8 protein-coding genes are annotated in these 20,358 nt (G+C 45.3%); all 8 read right to left on the reverse strand.

All coding sequences use genetic code 11. The features are described from left to right. Positions 1-66: 66 nt before the first annotated feature. Positions 67-2,790 (reverse strand): stalk domain-containing protein, encoded by a 2,724-nt coding sequence (locus tag K0T92_RS09635; RefSeq protein ID WP_219872251.1) that lies wholly within the window; start codon positions 2,788-2,790, stop codon positions 67-69. Positions 2,791-2,972: 182 nt separating this feature from the next. Further along, positions 2,973-7,289, reverse strand: coding sequence for an Ig-like domain-containing protein (locus tag K0T92_RS09640; protein WP_219872252.1), 4,317 nt, complete (start codon positions 7,287-7,289; stop codon positions 2,973-2,975). Between the two features lie 222 nt (positions 7,290-7,511). Further along, complete coding sequence (gene metK / locus K0T92_RS09645; protein WP_219872253.1) at positions 7,512-8,714, reverse strand: methionine adenosyltransferase; 1,203 nt, start codon at positions 8,712-8,714, stop codon at positions 7,512-7,514. A gap of 206 nt (positions 8,715-8,920) precedes the next feature. After that, a complete protein-coding gene (locus K0T92_RS09650) occupies positions 8,921-9,208 on the reverse strand; it encodes an alpha/beta-type small acid-soluble spore protein (protein ID WP_219872254.1) in 288 nt (95 codons plus the stop codon). A gap of 181 nt (positions 9,209-9,389) precedes the next feature. Next, a complete protein-coding gene (locus tag K0T92_RS09655; protein ID WP_219872255.1) occupies positions 9,390-9,908 on the reverse strand; it encodes a hypothetical protein in 519 nt (172 codons plus the stop codon). A gap of 124 nt (positions 9,909-10,032) precedes the next feature. After that, positions 10,033-12,573, reverse strand: coding sequence for a hypothetical protein (locus K0T92_RS09660; RefSeq protein WP_219872256.1), 2,541 nt, complete (start codon positions 12,571-12,573; stop codon positions 10,033-10,035). A gap of 201 nt (positions 12,574-12,774) precedes the next feature. Next, positions 12,775-15,627 (reverse strand): S-layer homology domain-containing protein, encoded by a 2,853-nt coding sequence (locus tag K0T92_RS09665; RefSeq protein ID WP_219872257.1) that lies wholly within the window; start codon positions 15,625-15,627, stop codon positions 12,775-12,777. A 514-nt stretch (positions 15,628-16,141) separates the two neighbouring features. Then, positions 16,142-20,239: an S-layer homology domain-containing protein gene (locus K0T92_RS25485; protein WP_219872258.1), complete on the reverse strand. Its 4,098-nt coding sequence runs from the start codon at positions 20,237-20,239 to the stop codon at positions 16,142-16,144. Between the last annotated feature and the right edge of the window lie 119 nt (positions 20,240-20,358).

Here is a 20,358-nt window from a genome sequence, read left to right on the forward strand (position 1 = left end):
TCGGCCTACTTTCTTCTATAACTTCTAGATCCTATCATATCATAAAATAGCCTCGTCGCGCCTATATCATTCGACGGTAATCGTTCCCGTTTTCCCTTCCCAATTAACAGTCAGGCCTAATTGCTCGGATACAAGGCGAAGTGGGACTAATGTCCGTCCGCCCCGAGTTATAGGAGCCACCTCAGCCTTCATTCGCACCCCGTTGCGAAGAAACTCTTCACGGCCGATCCACATCTCCAGCAGCTTGTCTCCGCGCAGAACCGTAACCCGCTTCATGGCAGGCTCCCAATTGATTTGGGCGCCCATTGCATCTGCAACGAAGCGAAGCGGCAAGTAGGAGGTGCCATTAAGCAACAGCGGAGCAACGTCCAGCTTGAACGGCTGGCCGCCCAGTTTGGCCGATTTGGAGCCTACCTTGAGCTGAACTGCTGTTCGCTTAGGCTCCGGTACTGCTGCGGGATACTGGAAGCTGATATTATCGAAGCCAGCTTCGCCGCTAAGCGCTCGCTCATCCTGGCCTTCTTCGATGGATGCGACATAGAGACGCTTGAACGCAACCGGATAGGCCATGCTTTCCGCAGGCAGATTGACCTTAATTTGCTTCCATCCGGACCAATCAATCTGAGATGCTATTGTAACCAGATGGGCCTTGCCATTATTGTCAATAAACTCGGCTCTCAGCCAGTTCAAACTTTGATCGCCCAGCACTTCAATTGTCATAGCCGAAGGCTTGCCCTCCAGCTTCTGGCCCGAAGCTCCCAGTACAGCATATGCTGCTTTTGTACCAGTCCCGTTCGTGAAATCATAGCTCAGTCTAAGCGCACCAGATGTATCGCGGCCTCCCAGACCTTTGACGACTTCGACAGATCCCGTTACATTATTCGTATTAAAGAATGTAATTGGGTAGGCAGGCTTCTCGAAATCATCAAATTTCTTGTCCGCGCCTGCGCCAAGTACGGCCACTGCCGAGAAACCATCGTACCTCGCTATGGCATAACCTGCCTCGACGCCTGCTTTCACCTCGCCAATGGTCAGCTTATCTCCAGCTATGCTGCCGCCAAACCCTTTAAGCTCCCATTTGACCGACGAGGATGGAACCGTCAATGTCCGCCCATCGTTCAGGACTGCACGGACAGGAACCGTTATCGTTTTGCCCTGCTCCAATACAAGCGAGCTGGCATCGACCGTCATTTGCGAAATCTGGCTGCCGCTAATAATTTCGATCGGAAGCTTGTCGCTTGCCGCTCCGGACTTGACCGTTATCGACGAATTCCCTGCTCTGGCTGCCGTAAACGTGTTTTCATTAAATGTACCCAGCCCGTCTGCCGTGTGCCATGTCGATGCCATTGCGCCAGGGTCTACCGGATTGTAGTGGACATCATAAGCCTTCGTCCCGTAAGTTGCCTGCTGGCCTATGAAGAGCACCTCAGGCCCGCTCACTTTGATCCCCTTCACCTCTCCTTGCGGCGCAGAGGTGTATACACCGATTCCATTGGCTACGAGACGCTGCGTCGTGCCATACTCAGTGGCATGGGCCAGCTTCGCATCGAAATCTCCAAGCGGACGAGCGATCATCGTTGTCGAGCCCCCGCCATCCAGATTGGTGCCCTTCCATATGCCCAATTGAACCATTACCTTCTGCAGCTCGGCAAGCGTCATGCCTTGGCTCGATGAGCTGTCTTCGATCGTAATGAGCATCGCTTTCGTGCCATCCTTGGAATAACCGACTGCCGTTCTTGCACGGTCAGCTGACGGACTTATGCTGCTTACACTGCGCGAGAATGCCGAAGCCTTTCCCTGATCCACTAGAATCGTATGTCCGCCAACGAGCATTTGCAAACTGGCAGGATCAACTTTCTCTCCGGTAGATTGCGAGACAAGATTGTAGGAAGCGGAGACACTCTGTCCAGGCTGCAGATGCTCGCGTACATATTGGGCTGCTTTGCCATGCGTGCGCAGAATATAGCCATTGTCAGGCGGATTCATCGGCAGCAGGGCATTCTCTGAAATCTGCACAACGACTCCATCCTGGACCAGCACTTCTGTAGGCGTTGAAGCGCTATCCTTGACATCCGGTCTAGTGACTGTCCATGCGCTTGTATAGATATACATCGCATTGACGTGGCTATAGGCCTCATCCGGATCTGTCCGATAAGCGGCCTTATTGATGCCTGCCAGTTCGAAGCTTGATCCATCACCAGCCATAATACTTCCTTCAAAAGCAAATTGATCGATAATCGGCTTGCGATCATTCGTCACTGCAAAAGCATACATCCCCTTCAGCTTGGAAGGACTCGCTAACAGCGTCCCGCTCGTAACTTGCGGACCGATCGGCGTTCCTTTTCCGCTGGAGGTGTTGAAGAAATCGGCGTTGATGCCGGCTACAGCGCCTGTGCTCTTCACCATGCTGGCTACGGATCCATTGCCTGTAACCGTCCCCTGCTTCCCATTCATCACATCAAGACGAACATACGGGTTGCTCAAGTCAATCTCGATTACATGAATATTGGTTCGCTCCAGACTGCTCCCCGATTTGTTCAACCACGCATAGTCGACAAGCTTGGCGCCCGATGTTATGATTTCTTCACGCTGCTTGATGATCTGCTGCAGAGCGGCATTCTGTTCCGTTTGAGCTGTACTCGTTGTTCCACTGGCTGCCGCAATAACCGGCACTGATGCCGCCAACTGCTGGAACATTAAAGCTGCTCCAACCGTTAGTACGATCAATCTTTTATTTGTTGTTCCTGTACGACCACGTTTAGTAATCTTGCTGTCATCTATTCTACGCATTGTTTTTCGCAACTCTCCTATCTCGAAGTCTATTAGTTATAGACTCATAAAGATGGTGAAAAGTTACGGCGATAGAAGACTCCTATCAATATATAGAGACCGAAAAGAAAAAGCTATCCGGCTCAAAACCCGGATAGCTTTTTTGCAAGACTTATAGAATTGTTGTTGTTATACCATGTGTTCTAAACATCAATAAAATCCACGTACTCGAGCAGACGCTTCGTCATAACGGCAGCCTGCGCGCGCGTCGCATTCGTTTTGCCGCCGAATGTATTCGCCGACATTCCGTTAATAATCCGGGCTTCAACAGCCTTGGCCACATCCCCTTGCGCCCATGTGCCAATTTTCTTATTATCCGCGAACCGCTTCAGCACTTCGCTTTGCGTCTGGGAGAGCGTTATTTGTTTTCCGGCGGCATTAGCCGCCCGAACCATCATCGACGCCATCTGCTCGCGTGTAACAAGGCTGTTAGGCTTGAAGGTTCCATCTGTCATTCCCTGCACGATGCCCGCATTCGACGCCGCTCCGATATAGGCTGCCATCGAAGTGGATGTGTTCACATCCTTGAATTTGCCGGCTGCTTGCTTATCGCCGGAAAGCCCCAGTCCCTTGGCAATAAACATAGCAAATTCACCGCGAGTAATCGGTTTGTCAGGCTCAAACGTCGTTAAAGTTCTACCTTCCACGATGTATTTGTTGCCCATAAGCAGAATATCATTGCGTGCCCAGTGCTTCGCAGCAATATCCGTATATTTCACTCCACCCTTCACGATGGCGTACACACTATTGCCTTTCCGCTTAAAGGTGACGACTGATTTGCCATTCTCCTGTGTTACTGTTGTTGGCACATAAGATACTTTGCCCGTTTGCGGATCCAGCCAGACGACCGCTGTTTGCCTTGGGTCAAGAGTCGAGCCAGTCGTTATCGATCGCGACACATAGCCATTCAGGCTATCGATTGACTTGGACTGTCCGCCATTCTTCACTGCCAGTTCAAAGCTAACCGGACTAACCTGCAGCTGAGCGCCGGAGCCGTTCAATGCCGCAGTGAGCTGAGAGGACATGCCAATTGCATTCGTATCGATATAAAAAACCAATTGTCCGACCGGCCCAGCGGCGTTCATCAATTGTCCCAATTGGCGATAGTCCAGCGCGCTCAGCGGAATTTCGTAAGTCGCATCCTTGTAAACCACGGCAAAGGACGCCGATGGAGCAGCATTCTTGGCATCCTCCAGCGCCTTGAGCGATACCGCGACAATTCCCGCATTCTCATTATCCGGTACGGTAAAAACTACTCTTGGCTGCATGCCGCTTGCAGAACGAACCGCACTATAGGCCAGCGTGATCTTCTCCGCCGTCAGCTCATACTGGTTGGCAGAGCGTCCAGCAGGCGAAATGCCGCTGACTGTCGTAGCACCCGTTTTTTTGATCGATAGCCCGCCGCCTGCAGCAGCCTCAAAATCGCCGCCTACATTATCCGTCCAGGAGGTCTGGTTAGCTACATTAATATCGGTAAAGGCGCTGACGAGCACCCCTCCTGTTCCTCTCAGCGTAATGCCGGAGGTGGAGTAGCTCATTTTCACTGTATCCCCTATGGCTACAGGCGTATACAGATTTATGGTCAACGACGTACCGTTAATCGATATCGACGATATCGGTCTTGTCACATTATTAACCTTGACGGAGAATTGCGATGATGACGGAACATAGGCGCTATTTAATGCTTCAGTGAAGGTAACTGTAATTACCCCTGCCTTGGCAATTGCTCCTGTGTAACTAATGCTCGACGAGTTGCTTCCATTGACCGTCATATTCGTGAACGCTGGAGCAGAGTTGCCGCCAAAATCAGACAAGGCAGGTGTTCTGACAGCATATGAAACGACAACATAGTCGCTTGAGCTAATGGTCTGGCTTACATTCAGAATGACATATGTTCCGGATACATTAACCGAGCTGACTCCGCGCGCTGTACCATTGACTGTTACTGTGAATGCACTGGTTGGAGGTACAAAAGCCGAATTCAGCGACTCATCATACACCAGCGTAATTTGGTTCGCTGACGTTGTCATTGACTGCAGAGCAGGCGGCTTGTTGTCCACCCCGTTCTGAATTTGAAAGCTGCTGAATGATGCAAGATTATTGCCCGCCAGATCCTTCACCGGATAGGAAGCGGCATAATAAGACAGGGAAACGGTCTCATTGCTTGCTGCGGCATTGCCATTGAACGTAATAAACATGACCTTCCCGCTGCTGGACACTTGATTGATCGAACGATAAGAGCCGCCAACATAAACGGAGAATTGACTGTTGGCATTCGAAGACACCTGCTCCAGATCTTCATTGAAATTAAGAATAATCGTATTGCCATTCACCGTACCGTTAAGCTGTCTCGGCGGCGTATTATCAGGGTTGTTCGTAATGTCGCGATCCAGGAAATTAGCCGCCGGCGTTCCCGTCGAATCTTGTATCGGCTTCGTGCCTGCTGAATAGGATACCTTCACCACTTGACCAGTCGAAATCGTCCCTTGGAGTGTCAATGTAACGGCTTGTCCGCTCACCTGCACTGCTGTCACCGATCTCCCTGCGCCGTTAACCGTAACATAGAAGTTGGCAGGCACTGGGACTGAATTCGCGTCCAGTCCTTCATTGAATGTGAGCACGATCTTTGAATTGCCAAGCACCTCAGCCTTCGAAATAACAGGAGCGCCATTGGCTGAGTTAACCGTTTTAAAGGTCCATTGCGCCCGGTTAAGAATGCCGTCAAATTTATTGCCCGCCAGATCCGTAACGGTTCCTTCTGCCATCTCCACATAATAATCTGTAAAAGAGGCCAGTGCCGTATCCGGCTTAATGAGCAGCTTCCGGCTATTCTGCGGATCAATAGAAAGCTTCGTCGTTACTGGAGTGTTGTCTGTTCCTGCAGCGCGTTTAATCGTAACAGACGGTACAATCGGCGTTGTGCCCAATTGAATCTGCTCACTGAACAAGGCCTCAAGCGTTATGCTTGATATCGCTACATCCTTGGCATTGTTTGTCGGTGTTAATGCGATCAGGGAAGGCTTGTCCGTATCTTGCGATACTGTAAACTGCCAGTCCGTGCTACCGGTAATACCGGCGAATTTGTTGCCTCTTGCGTCCTGGAAGGCTTGCCCGTCTATCTGAATGTAGTATCTGGAGTTGTTCACCAGTACGACACTGGAATCCTTCACTGCAATTTTTGTCGTACCGCCGCCCGTAACCTTGCTTGAAGTAACCGGAATACTCGCCACTACAGCACCATTACTGGTTTTGATAACGATATTGCCTGAACCGGGATAGACCGGCTCGCTGAAGTTCATCTCTATATCGACTGCCGGAGTTGTCTGTATATTGCCCGGCTTTCGTTCCGAGGCAAGTGTCGGAGCAGTAGTATCATCGCCATAATCAGTCTCAAAGTTCCAATCATTAGCAGCAGTGATGCCTTCGAATAGGAGCGCGCCATTGCTGGCATCCTTGAAGGCGCCTGGATCGATGAGTATGTAATATCCCTTCTTGCCGGCCAAATCCGCTGGCGGGTTAATCGTAACAACACCGCCATTAACCGTTACATTCGATGAAGCAACACTTATGGTCTGGACCGTACTATTGTCCGAAATCGCATTGATCCTAATATTCCCGGTATTGACCGCAACGTTAACTGGAAACGTTATAACGAAGTTGCTTGCTACGCTGACTGAAGAAGAATTATCCGCAGGCTGAAGAACAGCTGCTCCTAGCGGTGGCGCTGCAGTGGCAAATCTCCATTGACCTGCGCTGACACCAGAGAATTTGTTGCCGGTCAAGTCTTGAAATGCCCCGTTCGATACTTGCACTTCATAAGTACTGCTTGGTTTCAAAGCATTATTTAACGCAAAGGTTACTTTGGCCGTTGAGTTGCCGGTAACATTGCTCGAAATGGCGCTAATTGTTTGAAAGTCGCTCGGCTGGTTGACGTTCGTTACCGTTATCGTCCCACCCGCGGCATATACGGGCTCGTCGAATTGAATCGAGAGCGGTGCTCCGATTATTGCGGTCCCCCCATTAGCCGGCTCTAATCCAACTGCTGTCGGCGCTGTTGTGTCTAATGTTTCCACCGTCTTGAAATTCCAATCTGCTGGACTTGTCAGTCCATTGAAATTGACATTGTTGCTTTCATTCTTGAAAGCTCCGGCGTCGATAATGACATAGTATCTTTCATTCACAACAAACGGCTTGCTGGGCGTAATGGTAACCAAATTTCTGCTGGATGCATTAATGGCTACCCGGCTGTCAGAAGATACAATATAGGACTCGAATACCTCATCATTATCACTTTTTCGAATTGTAATTGCTGCAGAGCCTGTGCCTTTCGACACATTCTCATCAAAAGTAAGCAGCAACGGGGAATTTGGCGTTACATTGCCTGCTCCGGTAGACGGAGATTTGGCTAGAATAACAGGTCCGCTTGCAGCAGCAGACACTTGTCCTGGTTCTGTGATCATACTGCCTATTCCGAGTTGAATGAATAAGAGAACAGCTAACAAATAAGATATACTACGATTTCGGATCAACTATAACCACTCCCCAATTTCGACACTAGTACTATATTTTTCGGTAAATCGTGGCTTTAAATGAAGACTTTGCTCCTAAATTTTAAACGGACAGAAAAACCGCTCCCGGAAAGAGGAGCGGCTTCTTGGATATCCTATCTATGAATCAAACGGTTAAGCCAAAGCGTCTGCTTTCAGCTTCTCCGCTTTGTCAACGCGTTCCCACGGAAGATCGATGTCTGTCCGGCCGAAGTGGCCATATGCAGCAGTCTTCGCGTAGATCGGACGGCGAAGATCCAGCATTTTGATAATGCCTGCCGGACGCAGGTCGAAGTTTTTCTTAATAACTTCAACGAGCTTCTCCTCATCCACTTTACCCGTACCATAAGTATCGACATTAATGGATACCGGAGTTGCGACACCAATAGCATAAGCCAATTGAATTTCGCATTTGTCAGCAAGGCCTGCCGCAACCAGATTCTTGGCAACATAGCGAGCCGCATAAGCTGCAGAACGGTCTACTTTCGTAGGATCCTTGCCTGAGAAAGCTCCGCCGCCATGACGTGCATAGCCGCCATAAGTATCGACAATAATTTTACGGCCTGTAAGACCGGCATCGCCTTGCGGGCCGCCGATTACGAAACGGCCGGTAGGATTGATGTAGTATTTGGTTTCATCATCCAGCCATTGCGTAGGCACAACCGGCTTGATGACATGCTCAAGAATGTCAGCTTGAATTTGCTCAAGTGTAATTTCTTCAGCATGCTGGGTAGATACAACAATCGTATCCACACGTGTAGGCTTGCCATCAATATATTCAATAGTCACCTGTGTCTTGCCATCCGGACGCAGATACTCAAGCGTTCCATTCTTGCGCATTTCCGACAATTGACGCGCAATGCGGTGAGATAATGCGATTGGCAAAGGCATAAGCTCAGGTGTCTCATTCGTTGCAAAACCGAACATCAGACCTTGGTCGCCTGCTCCGATATCTTCATTCTCCTGCTGAACATCCTTGCCATCACGCGATTCAAGTGCAGCATTAACGCCCTGCGCAATGTCAGCCGACTGTTCATTCAGTGAAGTCAGTACAGCACAAGTGCTGGAATCAAAGCCGTATTTGGCACGAGTATAACCAATTTCCTTGATCGTGCGGCGGGCAATAGCAGAAATATCCACATAATCCGCGTTGCTGCTTATTTCACCGATAACAAGTACAAGACCTGTTGCCACTGAAACCTCACAAGCTACGCGAGCATATGGATCTGCCTCCAGAAAAGCATCCAGTACGGCATCCGAAATTTGATCGCAAATCTTGTCCGGATGTCCTTCAGTTACCGACTCCGAAGTAAACAAATGACGTCCTTTAAGTGACATCTGTTCTCAACCTCCTATAACCTGAATTGTAATAATGATGAATAAAAGGGTTAAAGAATAGAGACTATAAAGAAGTCAATGTCGATACAGTAACCGTACTGACTTCAAAAAATGAACCTTTTCCGAGGTGGAAAAGGCTCATGACAACTCTCTAGAACAGTATGATACCGAAACTGTCGCTTTATGTCAATGGTTTCTAATTCCCTTTACAAACCATTTAACGCTTGTTCCGCTTGCTGTATTAATCGTCTTGTCATAAGTCCGCCAACAGAACCGGCGTCTCTGGTCGCAAGATGAGACCATGGAACGCTGCCAGCATCACTCGCTGCACTCCCAATGGCACCTAACTCAGATGCGAATTCCGTATGTCCAAGCCGTTCTGCGGTCAACCCGCCTGCCGTTAATCCCAGTTCTGCTGCAATTTCATACTTCATCTGATTGAGTGCCTCCCGGCACTGTGGAACAACTACTTTATTAGATGAACGTTTTGCCATCTCCTGCACCTCCAATTGAATTAGAAAAAGGATATGGGGTTAGGATGCCTTCCAAGTCCATTGTTGAAGCAATAAACTTATTGTAAGCATGGGCAAAAGTTTCATGATTATCTTTATCAACGTTATTTATCGATCAAGCAGCACTGTCCAACAACCAATAACCAGTGATGTCGCATGGTTCTTACTCCTGAATTTGATCCTTGATTTCATAGCCTCCAGTTACCATTACAGTAAGACCATTTTTTTGTCCGGATTCCGGCATTAACCCCCGGCCTCCACGCGGAAACAGGATGAGGTGATTATTAAGTACTCTGCTGCCGCTTTTGATATCGGTACCGTCTGTTACATCTGCAATCCCGTTGGAGTCAGGACTATAGGCTACTGCTTTGCCAGCTCGAACGACTGCCTCCGACCCATCTTTTGCAATTAGCATTTGTCCTGGAGACACGTTAACGATCTTGACGGATTCTGCTTCTTTGGTACCCTCTTGTGTGGATCCGTCTTTTCCGCCATTATTACTGCCGGTCAATCCAGCAATCTTCCCATCAACATAACTCTTCGTAACGACTGGATCATCAACACTGCCTGGCGCAGCCTGCGCGGCTTCCCCCTCAGCCCTTGTGGGCCACTGTGTGCCTATTGCAATACCTGCACTGATAGCAACCACAGCAACAAGTATCATAGCCTTCTGCTTCAACATGCTCGCTCCTCTCGCTCTAGTAGTTCCTTCTAGAATACTAGATTTTCAGAGATACATCCACCCTGATGAAATAAAAGACCCCCGCCCTATTTTGAAGCCAATTTCAGGACGGGGTTCATTCAACTTATTGAACGATAGAGAACCATTTCAATTCTTTGGATGCAATAAGCAGTTTCGCATTTTGGAAAACATCATATACATTTAGTGTATACGTATCATATTTCTGAATTTTGGATTGAATGTCCGGATCGCTCATTGTAAAGGCTAACGGTGTATTAGTTGCTTCCTTCAATATTTCTTCATTCGTACCTGCAGTAGTCAAAGCAAACTGCTTGGAATGAGTCACTTTTGTTGCATCATTATTGACGAATTCAAATATCAGCTTATGATCACCAGCAATGTAATCATATTGTTGATCTTTGATTAAACTGTAATCCAATGTCATCTTAAGACCCTCAACAGTCATTTCACCTTGAATATTGAGGAATGCATATATTTTAGCAAGACTTAAAGTATATCCTGCAAAATTAATATCCTTAAGATCTGACTTCGTCCCAGGATTGGTTATACCTGTGAGTGAGTAGCTTACCGGCTTAATGATGACCGGAGCTTTTTCCACAGTCCCGCCATTGCTGCCATCCCCACCTTCTCCTGTAGAAGCACCACTGCTTGCTGTTGTCTCGCCTATTGCTTGGCCGATCGTCAGGCTGTAATCAGAAACATCGAAATTTTTGCCTATTTGAGCCCATGCTGAGAATAGTACCTTGCCTGTTGGCAATATTTTTTCTTTCACTTCAACAAATTGTACGGGTACAACAATTCCGTTCTTATCTTTAATATACCCGCCTAGTTTCGAAATTGCTGCAGCCCGAGTCTCATTGTTTACCGCTTCAAATTCAACATAGAAATTATTTTTGGCTGAACCTTGGAAAACCGCTGATCTTAAAACCTTGATTGATGCCTTCTTCCCGACTCGATTAATCTCATATGGAGCATCAATATTACGGAGTGGCAAGTTGCTTAGTTGCTGTCCAGAAAATTGATAAAGCATCTTCCCTGGTTTGTCTACTACCGTCTCTGTGCTGACAAATGTTATTTTATCGATATTTGTTGTATAAGGAATTGTTGAATATACAACCATATCGTAGGATGCACCCGGCGCAATAGTAATGGAATCATCGAGCGCAATCGCTTTTTGCTCCGTTCCTACTTTTACACCATTAACCATAAAGTAACCACCCATAGCCGGCACTTTCTTGGATACACCACTATTGTTAGTAACTGTAATATTAGCAACTAATACATCATTGTCTTCCATTGGTGAACGCTCTACGGAATTAAGCTTCACATTATAATCATTATAAGCGAATGAGCTTCCAAGACTTCCTTCTTGTGAAGTTGTCTGGATATTATAAGTACCAATAATATATGATTTATCCTTTTCAGTTGCAGCAGTCTTTACCAATAATTGAGCGGTATCAGGCTTAATCGAGGTAGGGATCTCTCCTGTTAATGAAACAACCTTCTCGATATTAGGAAGTAATGTACCACTTTCTTCTTTTGCATAAGTTAGCGGATAACTAGTTCCTGTTGGGGTTACAATAAAATAATCAAGGTTCGGATTCGTAATAGATGCAGTCCCGATATTAGTGAGCTTGTAATCAAGGGCAATTTGATTCTTATCCGAGCCTTGGGTCAAAAATACCTGTCCAGTTTTTGTATTGATAGGCGTCCCGCTCATATATACCATGCGAGTCTGACCTACCGCAACTGCTGTCGTCGGTTTCGTTTGAGGCAATGCAAACACACCGGATGGCAGCAGAACTTTTGATGCTTCCTCATTTTGTGCAGCAATAAAGGAGAGTGGTTTGCCAGCGACAGCAAGTGGAATTGTAGCATGAAGTGTTACAATTTTTCTTTCCTTGGGCTGTATGGTTGTTTGTTCCGTACCTGCAACGCTCACATTATAAACAGACAAACTTTCCGTTTGGAGGAAAAAATTCATTTTTGTAAGATCAGTCGTTTGCAACCCAACATTCTCCATCAAAAAGTTCACTGTTAAATAGGCATTGCTCGCATCTTTCGTAATAAAAGTCTGCTTAATGGCCCCTCTAAGTTTACTATTGTTGATTAGCATGACAGTATCTTTAAAAGCTGGGACAACATCAGTTGCATTGGATGGATATTGTATAAGTCCTAAGCGACGTTCATAGTTAGCCGCTGAAAAATCCCACTTCACGACCTCGAAAGCTAAATCGTTTATTTTAGTAGCATTATCAACAACCGCATAATAGGTAATGTATTGTGTCGTTTTAGCAGCAACCGTAGTTTTTGTTTTATCAGCTTCAATAACTGTCGATTTGAATGACTTTCCGGATTTGGTCTTTACTCGCAACCAATAATCCATCAGATCTAGTTGCTTTGAACTATTATTTGTAACAGCTATTGAAAAAGCTAAAACTTTTCCTTTTTCTTGCATCAAGAAATGTGCATCACGAATGCTCAAAAAAGCGGAAGCGTTAAGCTTAACCACAGAGCTGGATAATGAGACACTAGTTTTGCTTGCAGCTGCTAAGACTGGCGTCGAGGGAAGTATTCCCCCTTGCAGCATCAAGGAAGATGCAGTTAAGGTAATGACCCCATATTTGATCCACTTTTGTTTCACGTTCATTCCTCCTGATTCTTTCTTTATACCTTATTAGACGCTTGATCGTAACACTTTGTTTCGTCTTAACAGAAGTTTTATCACATTTCGTCATAGAGATCAGATACTAATCAAGATATGTGTCATATTCAATGAAATTTTATGTACATAAAAAAGACAGGCGAGGAAACCTCGCCTGTCTTTTAATGAAACCTGTTGCTACTACTCAACAACGATTGTAGCAGTTGCAGTTACACCGTTAGATGCAACATAAGTCAATGTAGTGGAGCCTACTTTGTGACCAGTTACTACCAGGGAAGTAGCAGATGCAAAAGTTGCAACGTCTTTGTTCACTGTGGATGTTTGGAATCCAGGAGCGATTTCAACATCGTATTGGTCTTTCAGTTCCAACTCAACTGTTACTTGACCGTTAACAGTTGTAGTGTACTCGTCTTTCTTGAACTTAGCAGTTTTCAGAGCAGGAGCTTCTTCTGCTACTGTAACTTCTTGAGTAGCTACAGTTTTACCGTTGATTACAACGGATACAGTAGACTTACCAGCTTTCTTACCGAAGATAGCTGCGCCATCTGTGGAAAGAATTGTTGGCTCAGAGCTAGTTACGAAAGGAGCTACGTCGTTAACAAGTGCAACCAAAGTACCGCCTGCAGTTTTACCGTTAACTTTAACAGTTTTGGAATACTTAGCTTTGTCATTGTTGCTCAGGTCAGACTTACCATATACAGTACCGATTGATTTGATCTCGTAAGATTTGATGTCATCGGATTTAACTACAGTGAATGCGAAGTCTTTGCTGAACGTTCTTTGCTCGCCGTCAGCGTCAGTACCAGTCCAAGTTACAGTTACATCAGCGGAACCGTCAGCAATTGCTTCCAGTTTGCCAGTACCAGCATTGTAAGCGATAACTGCTGGTTTTTTGCTTACTACAGAGTAAGTGTTGTCTGCAACATCTTTAACACGACCGTAGGAGTCAATGATTTGGATGTTACCTTTTTTAACTTCAACAGCTGCACCAACTTCAAGAGTTGTAGTTACATCTTTCAAACCATTAATTGCAGTTGTTTTAGCGTGGTTACCTACAGTTACTTGCAGGCTGTCTTTTTGTTGAACACCATTTACAAGCGTGTAAAGCGTGAAGCTACCATCGTTTGCGAAAACCAGTTCCAACTCACCTTTAGCAGTAACTTTGGAAGTTACGTTCGTTCCGATGAAGGAAACTTTGTCAAGGTTGAAGTCTTTAGGCTCGATTTTTGCACCGAAAGAGTCAATTGCAACGTAAGGGAAAATTACTTTTTCGCCTTTAACGATTTGTTTACCAGGGTGGCTAACTTGAAGCTCTTTCACTTCAGCTTTGCCGCTAACAGGAACGTTGATTGTTGCACTTGCATTTGCAGCAGGGTTAGTTACATAAATTGTAACAGTGCCGCCTTTACCATTGTCGCTCTTAGTATCAAACTTGATAACGCCGTCGCTGTTGATCGTGAACTTAGGGATCAGTTTAAGATCGCTGATGTAGAAGTACAGACCAGCGTAATCGAACGATTGTACGTTACCTGGGTTGATGTTAGCCGACTCAGGAAGTTTTACTACTTGACCATTAGCATCAGTCAGAACCAACGGAAGTACAAAACCGTCTTCGTTGATCGAGATGCGAGTTTTACCAGTCAAAGGAAGAACTTCAGTCAACTTAACGGATGTAGCGATGCTACCGTTGATTACTTTAAGTTGTTTCGAGTTCGAAAGACCAGCAGAAGGATATACAGCTACAACGTTAAGGATATCATTGATTGCAGCAACATCGTCGCTCTTCAGATCAACTTTACCGTTGTTTACTGCTACTGTTTTGTTTTTCGTAGTGTTGTAAACAGTTACTTCAGGTTTTTGAGCCATTTCTTCGCCGAATTGGTTGAGCAGTTTTGCACCCAAGGATACACCGTCAGCTTTTTGAACAGCTGGTACAGTGATGTCTACTTTAGCTGCTTTTTCTGTTTCAACTTTCAGGGAGATAGCTTCGCTACCTTTAACAGTCAGCGTGTAATCGCCAGCTGCCAGGTAAGCAGCTTCCAGAACAACAGATTTGTTGTCGTCAGCATACTTAGGAGTTACGGAGTAAGTCGTGAAGCTGGATTTCAGCTCATAAGTAAGAGCAGTTTTGTCAGCTGCAAGAGCTGGTTGGTTGAAGTCTACAGTGATTTTCTTAGCACCTGTTTGTTTAGCAGCAGTTGCTTTGATAGCATCAAGTTTAACTTCAACTTCGTAAGTTTTGCCTTTGTACTCAACGGAAACTTTAGTTGCCGTTCCAGCTACAAGAGCAGTATCGAGAGCTTTCTTAACAACTTCGTTGTCAGAGAAAGTAACTTCGATGTTTTTCTCGTCAACTACTTTAACGGATTTAACAGAGATAGCGCCTTCTACTTCGCCAGCTACATCAAAAGCCACGTCTACGAGCAAACCACGAAGAGCGTTACCTTTGTAGCTAGCTTGTTGAGGGATAAGACCAGCTTCAACAGCTGCTGCTACATATCCTGCTGCCCAAGCGGAAGTTCCTGGTACAGTTGCGCCTTCTTTTGGCTCAAGACCAGCAATCTCAACAACGATTTTAGCAACTTGCTCAATCGTTACTTTACCAGTTGGACCAAATTTGCCAGCGCCAAGACCGTTCATGATGCCTTCAACTGTTACAGCGCCGATGAAAGGTGCTGCCCAGTATTTAGCAGGAATGTCAGTGTATTGTGCTGCTGCTGTTGCGTTGTCTTCCAAACCATTAATCAAAGCAATTACTTTTGCGAACTCTGCACGAGTCATTTCTCTGTTAAGACCAGCGTCACCATTCGGCGGGTAACCAGAGAAGATACCTGCTTCTTTCAATGCGTCAAACTTTTGTTGCGTTGTCAATTCTGGTTCAGCTGCAGCTGCTACGGATGCGAACATGCTGATAACCATAGCGATAGCTACAAGTAGGGATAAACTTTTTTTCATAACCTTTTTTTCTCCTCCTCTAAAATGCTTCGGTTCTTGAGAGTTTTGTTTAAAATATGGATCGCTCGTATTTCTCATTGGCCGATTCACCCCCTTTCCAGAGTTGAGCACATTTCTTATAAATGATGTCTGCGATCATTATTGGCGCCCCTTGTAGGAACATGTCGCAGAAACTTGTAACCTGTAGAATAGTTGAAGATTTTGGTAGAGTCGCTAAGCCACTATAACATTATACAATGGGCTAAATCTACCGTAAAGAGGATTTTGAGAATAAGTTCCAATCGGCGTCCCAATTAAGATATTTTCTTGTCTGTTCGACGCTCATGTATTTAAACGCAGGAGGTTTTAAAAAGTTGCGCAGTCGATGAAAAAACTTTGAATCTTTTTCTTGCCGCTTCTTGGTTGCGATTTCGTTTGCACATTGCTCGCATTTCTTGCACCAGCTTGTCTAGCACGTTGTTAGTATAGCTTGAATACCCGTTAATCGTCATTGTAAAACATCTTCCAAGATGGGAGAAAACAAGTAAAAGTGCTTTCATTTAAAGACAAAGACTGTCTGAGTGAGTCTCAGACAGTCTGGTCTGCAATAAAACTAGTTTAATTTAGGTAACTTTTTCGTGTCCGCTAGCATCTTTCCAATGATTATGGCTGCATCTGAACGCAGCAGATTAGCTTGAGGTTCAAACACGAAGCCTTTCTTCGGATCAGCAGCATCCACTGGCGCACCTTGAATGTACCCTTTTTTGGCAATAGCAGATACGGCAGCTCTTGCGTAGAAATTAATGTCCCCGTAGTCTTTGAATTGCTTTTGAAGTGCTTTATCAATCTTCGTTGGATCTGTATCCAGCTTCAATTCCAATCCTCTGGACAATATAACCGCAGCTTCAGCTCTGGTCAAGTTATTCGTCGGTTCAAATGTACGCGGTTGCGTCCCTCTGATGATCCCTTGACGTGCGGCAGTTTCAACATATCGATAATCCCACAGTGCATCCGGGTTAATCGTTGGAGAAACATCATCAAAGTGCGGTTTGCTCAGCTCATAGTTGAGCGGAAGTTCCAATGCTTTAACGAGCATCCGTGCAAATTCGCCACGAGAGATGAAGATATTAGCTCCAAATTCATCTGTACCGGCAGAATTCATGATGCCCTTCGCATACATAGCCTCCATGTAATTGCGTGCATACGGATGACTTGTAACGTCCGAGAAAGAGTTGATCATCTTCCCGACAACATAATAACCGAACTGGTTAAATGGTACGGTTATAGTGTTCTTCTTGGCATCGACGACACCGCCAACATTTTCCCAGTACTTGTTTTTCACATCATAACGATAGGTTGTGATGATTGTTCCGATTCCTTCTCGCATGCTCGGATCAAACGTCAGCGTCATCTTGCCTGTTTTGGAGAGAACCAGTTCTCTGCTATCCGGTCGCTCATCATAAGTCGGCAGTTTGGTGCCGTAAGTTCCAGTAGCATTAGGGAATTGATATGGATCCACGCCTGACGTTTGCGGGTCATAGACACCGCTCGTTTGCAAATCGTCGGCCATACCTGCATCTACCCAATAAACAGGGCTTGCCTTAGTAAAGCGGGTCGGATATGAGTTTTTGAAACGATAGCCAAAATTCTGAAGAATACGGTCAAAGTTGATTGGCAGCGTCTCGAATTCATGACGGTCTACAACGCCATCCTCCGGGTTTGCGATCGCGAAGAGAAGCTTGTGACCTGTGAATACTTGGTTCTTGTATTCCTCAGGCAAGTTAAAGTCTCTGCGGATGAGTGTTGTACCCTTAGGGAACGTTAAACTCAATGCACCTTCGAATACTTTGTTTGAGTTTTTCATCTCTTCCAAGTACTGTGCCCCTGGAATGTTAGTCGGCGAATATTTGATAACAAACGAATCACTTGTTTTTTCATTTTTGTTTGTAATTGTGAATGTGATTTTATTGTCTCCAGCCTTCAAGCCCTCTACTACTGCACGGAAAGCATGCTGATAATCGATAACATTGTCATTGTCAGCATCGAATTTGATTTTCTCTGCATTGACTTTGTTAACAACAACTGTGTCCGCACTTGGCGCATTAATAATAACTTCGACGAAGTTTTTATTTACGATGGCTTTCTTTGGAAGCAATGGTCTGACCAAATCATAAGGCAAAGCTATTGGATCCACTTCCAAACGATAGCTCGCCCGTGGCCCAACGAGTCCACTATTGTATACATAGAAGTTGTAAACACTCGGGCTTCCGTTATCATTCAAGGTCTGTTTATTCAGCGTGAACGAGAAGGATTGGGTTGCAAGATCGTAGCTGACGGTAATACCCGTTACAGGACCCGCATAACCGTCTACCGCTCTGTTTACGGCAATTGCTGCAACAGTTGGCTTGCTGCTGTCGTAAACCTGCAGCTCGTATCTTAAATCCCATTCAATCGGAGCTGCCAAATTCGTGCTTTCAACCCTCAGAATATATTTGTCCCGATCAGCGGCCAAACCGTTCAACTTCGTTTGAATTGCCGCAGCGCTGTTCGTTATAGAAGTCGGGGAATCTGACGCCACAGATTGCCCAAGATCGATAAAGTCAAATGTACCAAAAACCTTCATCTCGGACTTCTTGGTTGTATAGATGCTGCCGACTAGCGGGAAATCAGGATCATTCGGCAGCGGATTAACATTGTCAGCATTATACGGGAATACGCCCACAGATCCTTCTACTGGAATAACAGGCAAGTTAGTAGGAACAAGATATACCTTAATTGTTCTTACATAAGAAGCTTTGCTTCCCTGGTACATCAATTTAATAATATTCTCACCGGGAATTAAAGCACCCGCAGCAATAGGAATATCCGAAGCGATTATTTGGAATTCGTTTTTCTTAGTTGCGACAGGCGCATCGATTTTCACAGCTGTATTGTTGATATAGAAGAACATCGTCTGTGGTAATCCAGCACCGCCAGGTGCATAGCGGATATCCCCCATATTCTTCACATTCTCGATTCTTCCTTTGAAAATATCCAAATCATTATTCAAAATGTTGGTCATATGATTGGGAACAGTGGTATCGATATCAATCTTCATATTGTCGTATACAGCATCATAAGTCGCATATGTTCCTACAAGCATCGTTATTTTTGCTGTTTTGTCGACCACACCTGCTAAGGATGTGGATAATTTAAAATCGAGTGTCTGTGTTCCTTCGAATGGCGCAGTCAGTTGTAGCAGCACACGTTTGAATGTTGTACTCACACCATTGATGTCTCGTGATGCTGTGGCCGTGCCGGGTAATACTGTCTCTGTATACGATCCTGCAGTTGCAGGGCTTCCTGCGGCATCTTTGATGCCTGTTACGTTAACAGTAGCAGCACCAGGATTTCCAATCAGGATCTCTAGGGCAAATGGCTGAGTATACAGATTCTTGCCATCAACCGGAACACCTTGAATGACGTCGTAAACAGCTTGAGCATCACCCGCTTTATAACCAGGCAAGTAGTTAATTTCATGGATATACGGAGCAGTTTTGTCCATGACCTTGAAATTGTACGTTACGCCTTCTTTTATAATATCTACCGGAGGCAGTCTGTTACTTTTCTCTTCGTTGATTGTTTTAAGCTCAATTGTGTAATTATTATTAAATGTTACTGCAGCAGCAGGAATTTCGAATTCATATTCAAAAAAATCATTCGTTATCGCTGGCGTCGGACTCGGAACCAAACTTGCTACTGTTGTAACAGGAACAATATCTGTGGTTCCTTGTTTGATATTATAATCAATCGGTAATGTTAATGTCGGATCAGGATGTGGCTCAAGCTCTGGATCTGCATCGTCATTATATCGTTTGTTCGGGACGATAACTTTACCTTTGAACTTAACTGAGTTTGAAGTTGACAAAAAGTCTGAACTGTACTCTAGCGCTCCTGTGTTCGTAGCAACTGCATTATCGACAATATCTACATCATAGAAGATGACCTCTCCGTTATAGAAGGCAATCTCCCTCGTCGTTTCAATAACCTGATTATTGTTCGATACTTTAAGTGTAACCAAGTTCTTGCCCTTTTTTAAATTGATTGGTGAAGCAACGAATGAATAATTCGATGTCTTATTTACCGGGAATGTACGGCTGTTGCCGTTAACGACAATGGTAACTTGTGTTGCGTTGGGAGCATTACCAAGAATACTGATATCCGTAGTATTACGGCCACGGGAAGGCGCGGAATTTACTACTGTAACACCTGTTTCTTTCATCGGGAACCGTTCACCATCAATGTGAGCCTCAAGGTTATAAAACAAAGGGCCATTGTGATAGTTGATGTAGATCGATGAAGTTACCTGACTTCCACCTTGTGTGCCTGTAAAGGTAATTTTATTAAGTCCAGGGAACAATTGAAGATTGAATACTTCGATATTGAAACCGCTGGCTGTAATGTTATTTGTTAAGTTCTCTCTTTTCTCGCCAACCTGGCCGTTCACCATTTGATAGATACTGTAAGAAATCGATGACGGGTTAACACCGTTGATTGTTCCCTTCAATGTAACACGCTCATCAGATGTTGTACGCGGAGCGTTGATGTCATAGCTTTCTTCAGGAAAAATAAAATTTCCAGCTGCAGCAACTGCTGTTGTTGCGCCGATTGGCGGCAATAGCTGGAGGACGAGCGAAAGCATCAGTACGACAAAAGCGATTTTCTTTCTCACGGTAAACCTCCTCCAAAATTCTAATCCATTCGTTTAATTCCGTACTGATGTTATCGGCCTCGAATCAACAAAAGTTTAGACTTTTGTCGAGATTTGGGTTCTCAACCGCTAACTGATTG

Source organism: Paenibacillus oenotherae, assembly GCF_019443105.1.
In the GTDB taxonomy this organism is placed as follows: domain Bacteria; phylum Bacillota; class Bacilli; order Paenibacillales; family Paenibacillaceae; genus Paenibacillus_Z; species Paenibacillus_Z oenotherae.

Excerpts from the sequence above, each read along its gene's own strand:
- K0T92_RS09635 (WP_219872251.1), bottom strand. The coding sequence starts at position 2,790 with ATGCGTAGAATAGATGACAGCAAGATTACTAAACGTGGTCGTACAGGA.
- K0T92_RS09640 (WP_219872252.1), bottom strand. The coding sequence starts at position 7,289 with ATGATCACAGAACCAGGACAAGTGTCTGCTGCTGCAAGCGGACCTGTT.
- metK (WP_219872253.1), bottom strand. The coding sequence starts at position 8,714 with ATGTCACTTAAAGGACGTCATTTGTTTACTTCGGAGTCGGTAACTGAA.
- K0T92_RS09650 (WP_219872254.1), bottom strand. The coding sequence starts at position 9,208 with ATGGCAAAACGTTCATCTAATAAAGTAGTTGTTCCACAGTGCCGGGAG.
- K0T92_RS09655 (WP_219872255.1), bottom strand. The coding sequence starts at position 9,908 with ATGTTGAAGCAGAAGGCTATGATACTTGTTGCTGTGGTTGCTATCAGT.
- K0T92_RS09665 (WP_219872257.1), bottom strand. The coding sequence starts at position 15,627 with ATGAGAAATACGAGCGATCCATATTTTAAACAAAACTCTCAAGAACCG.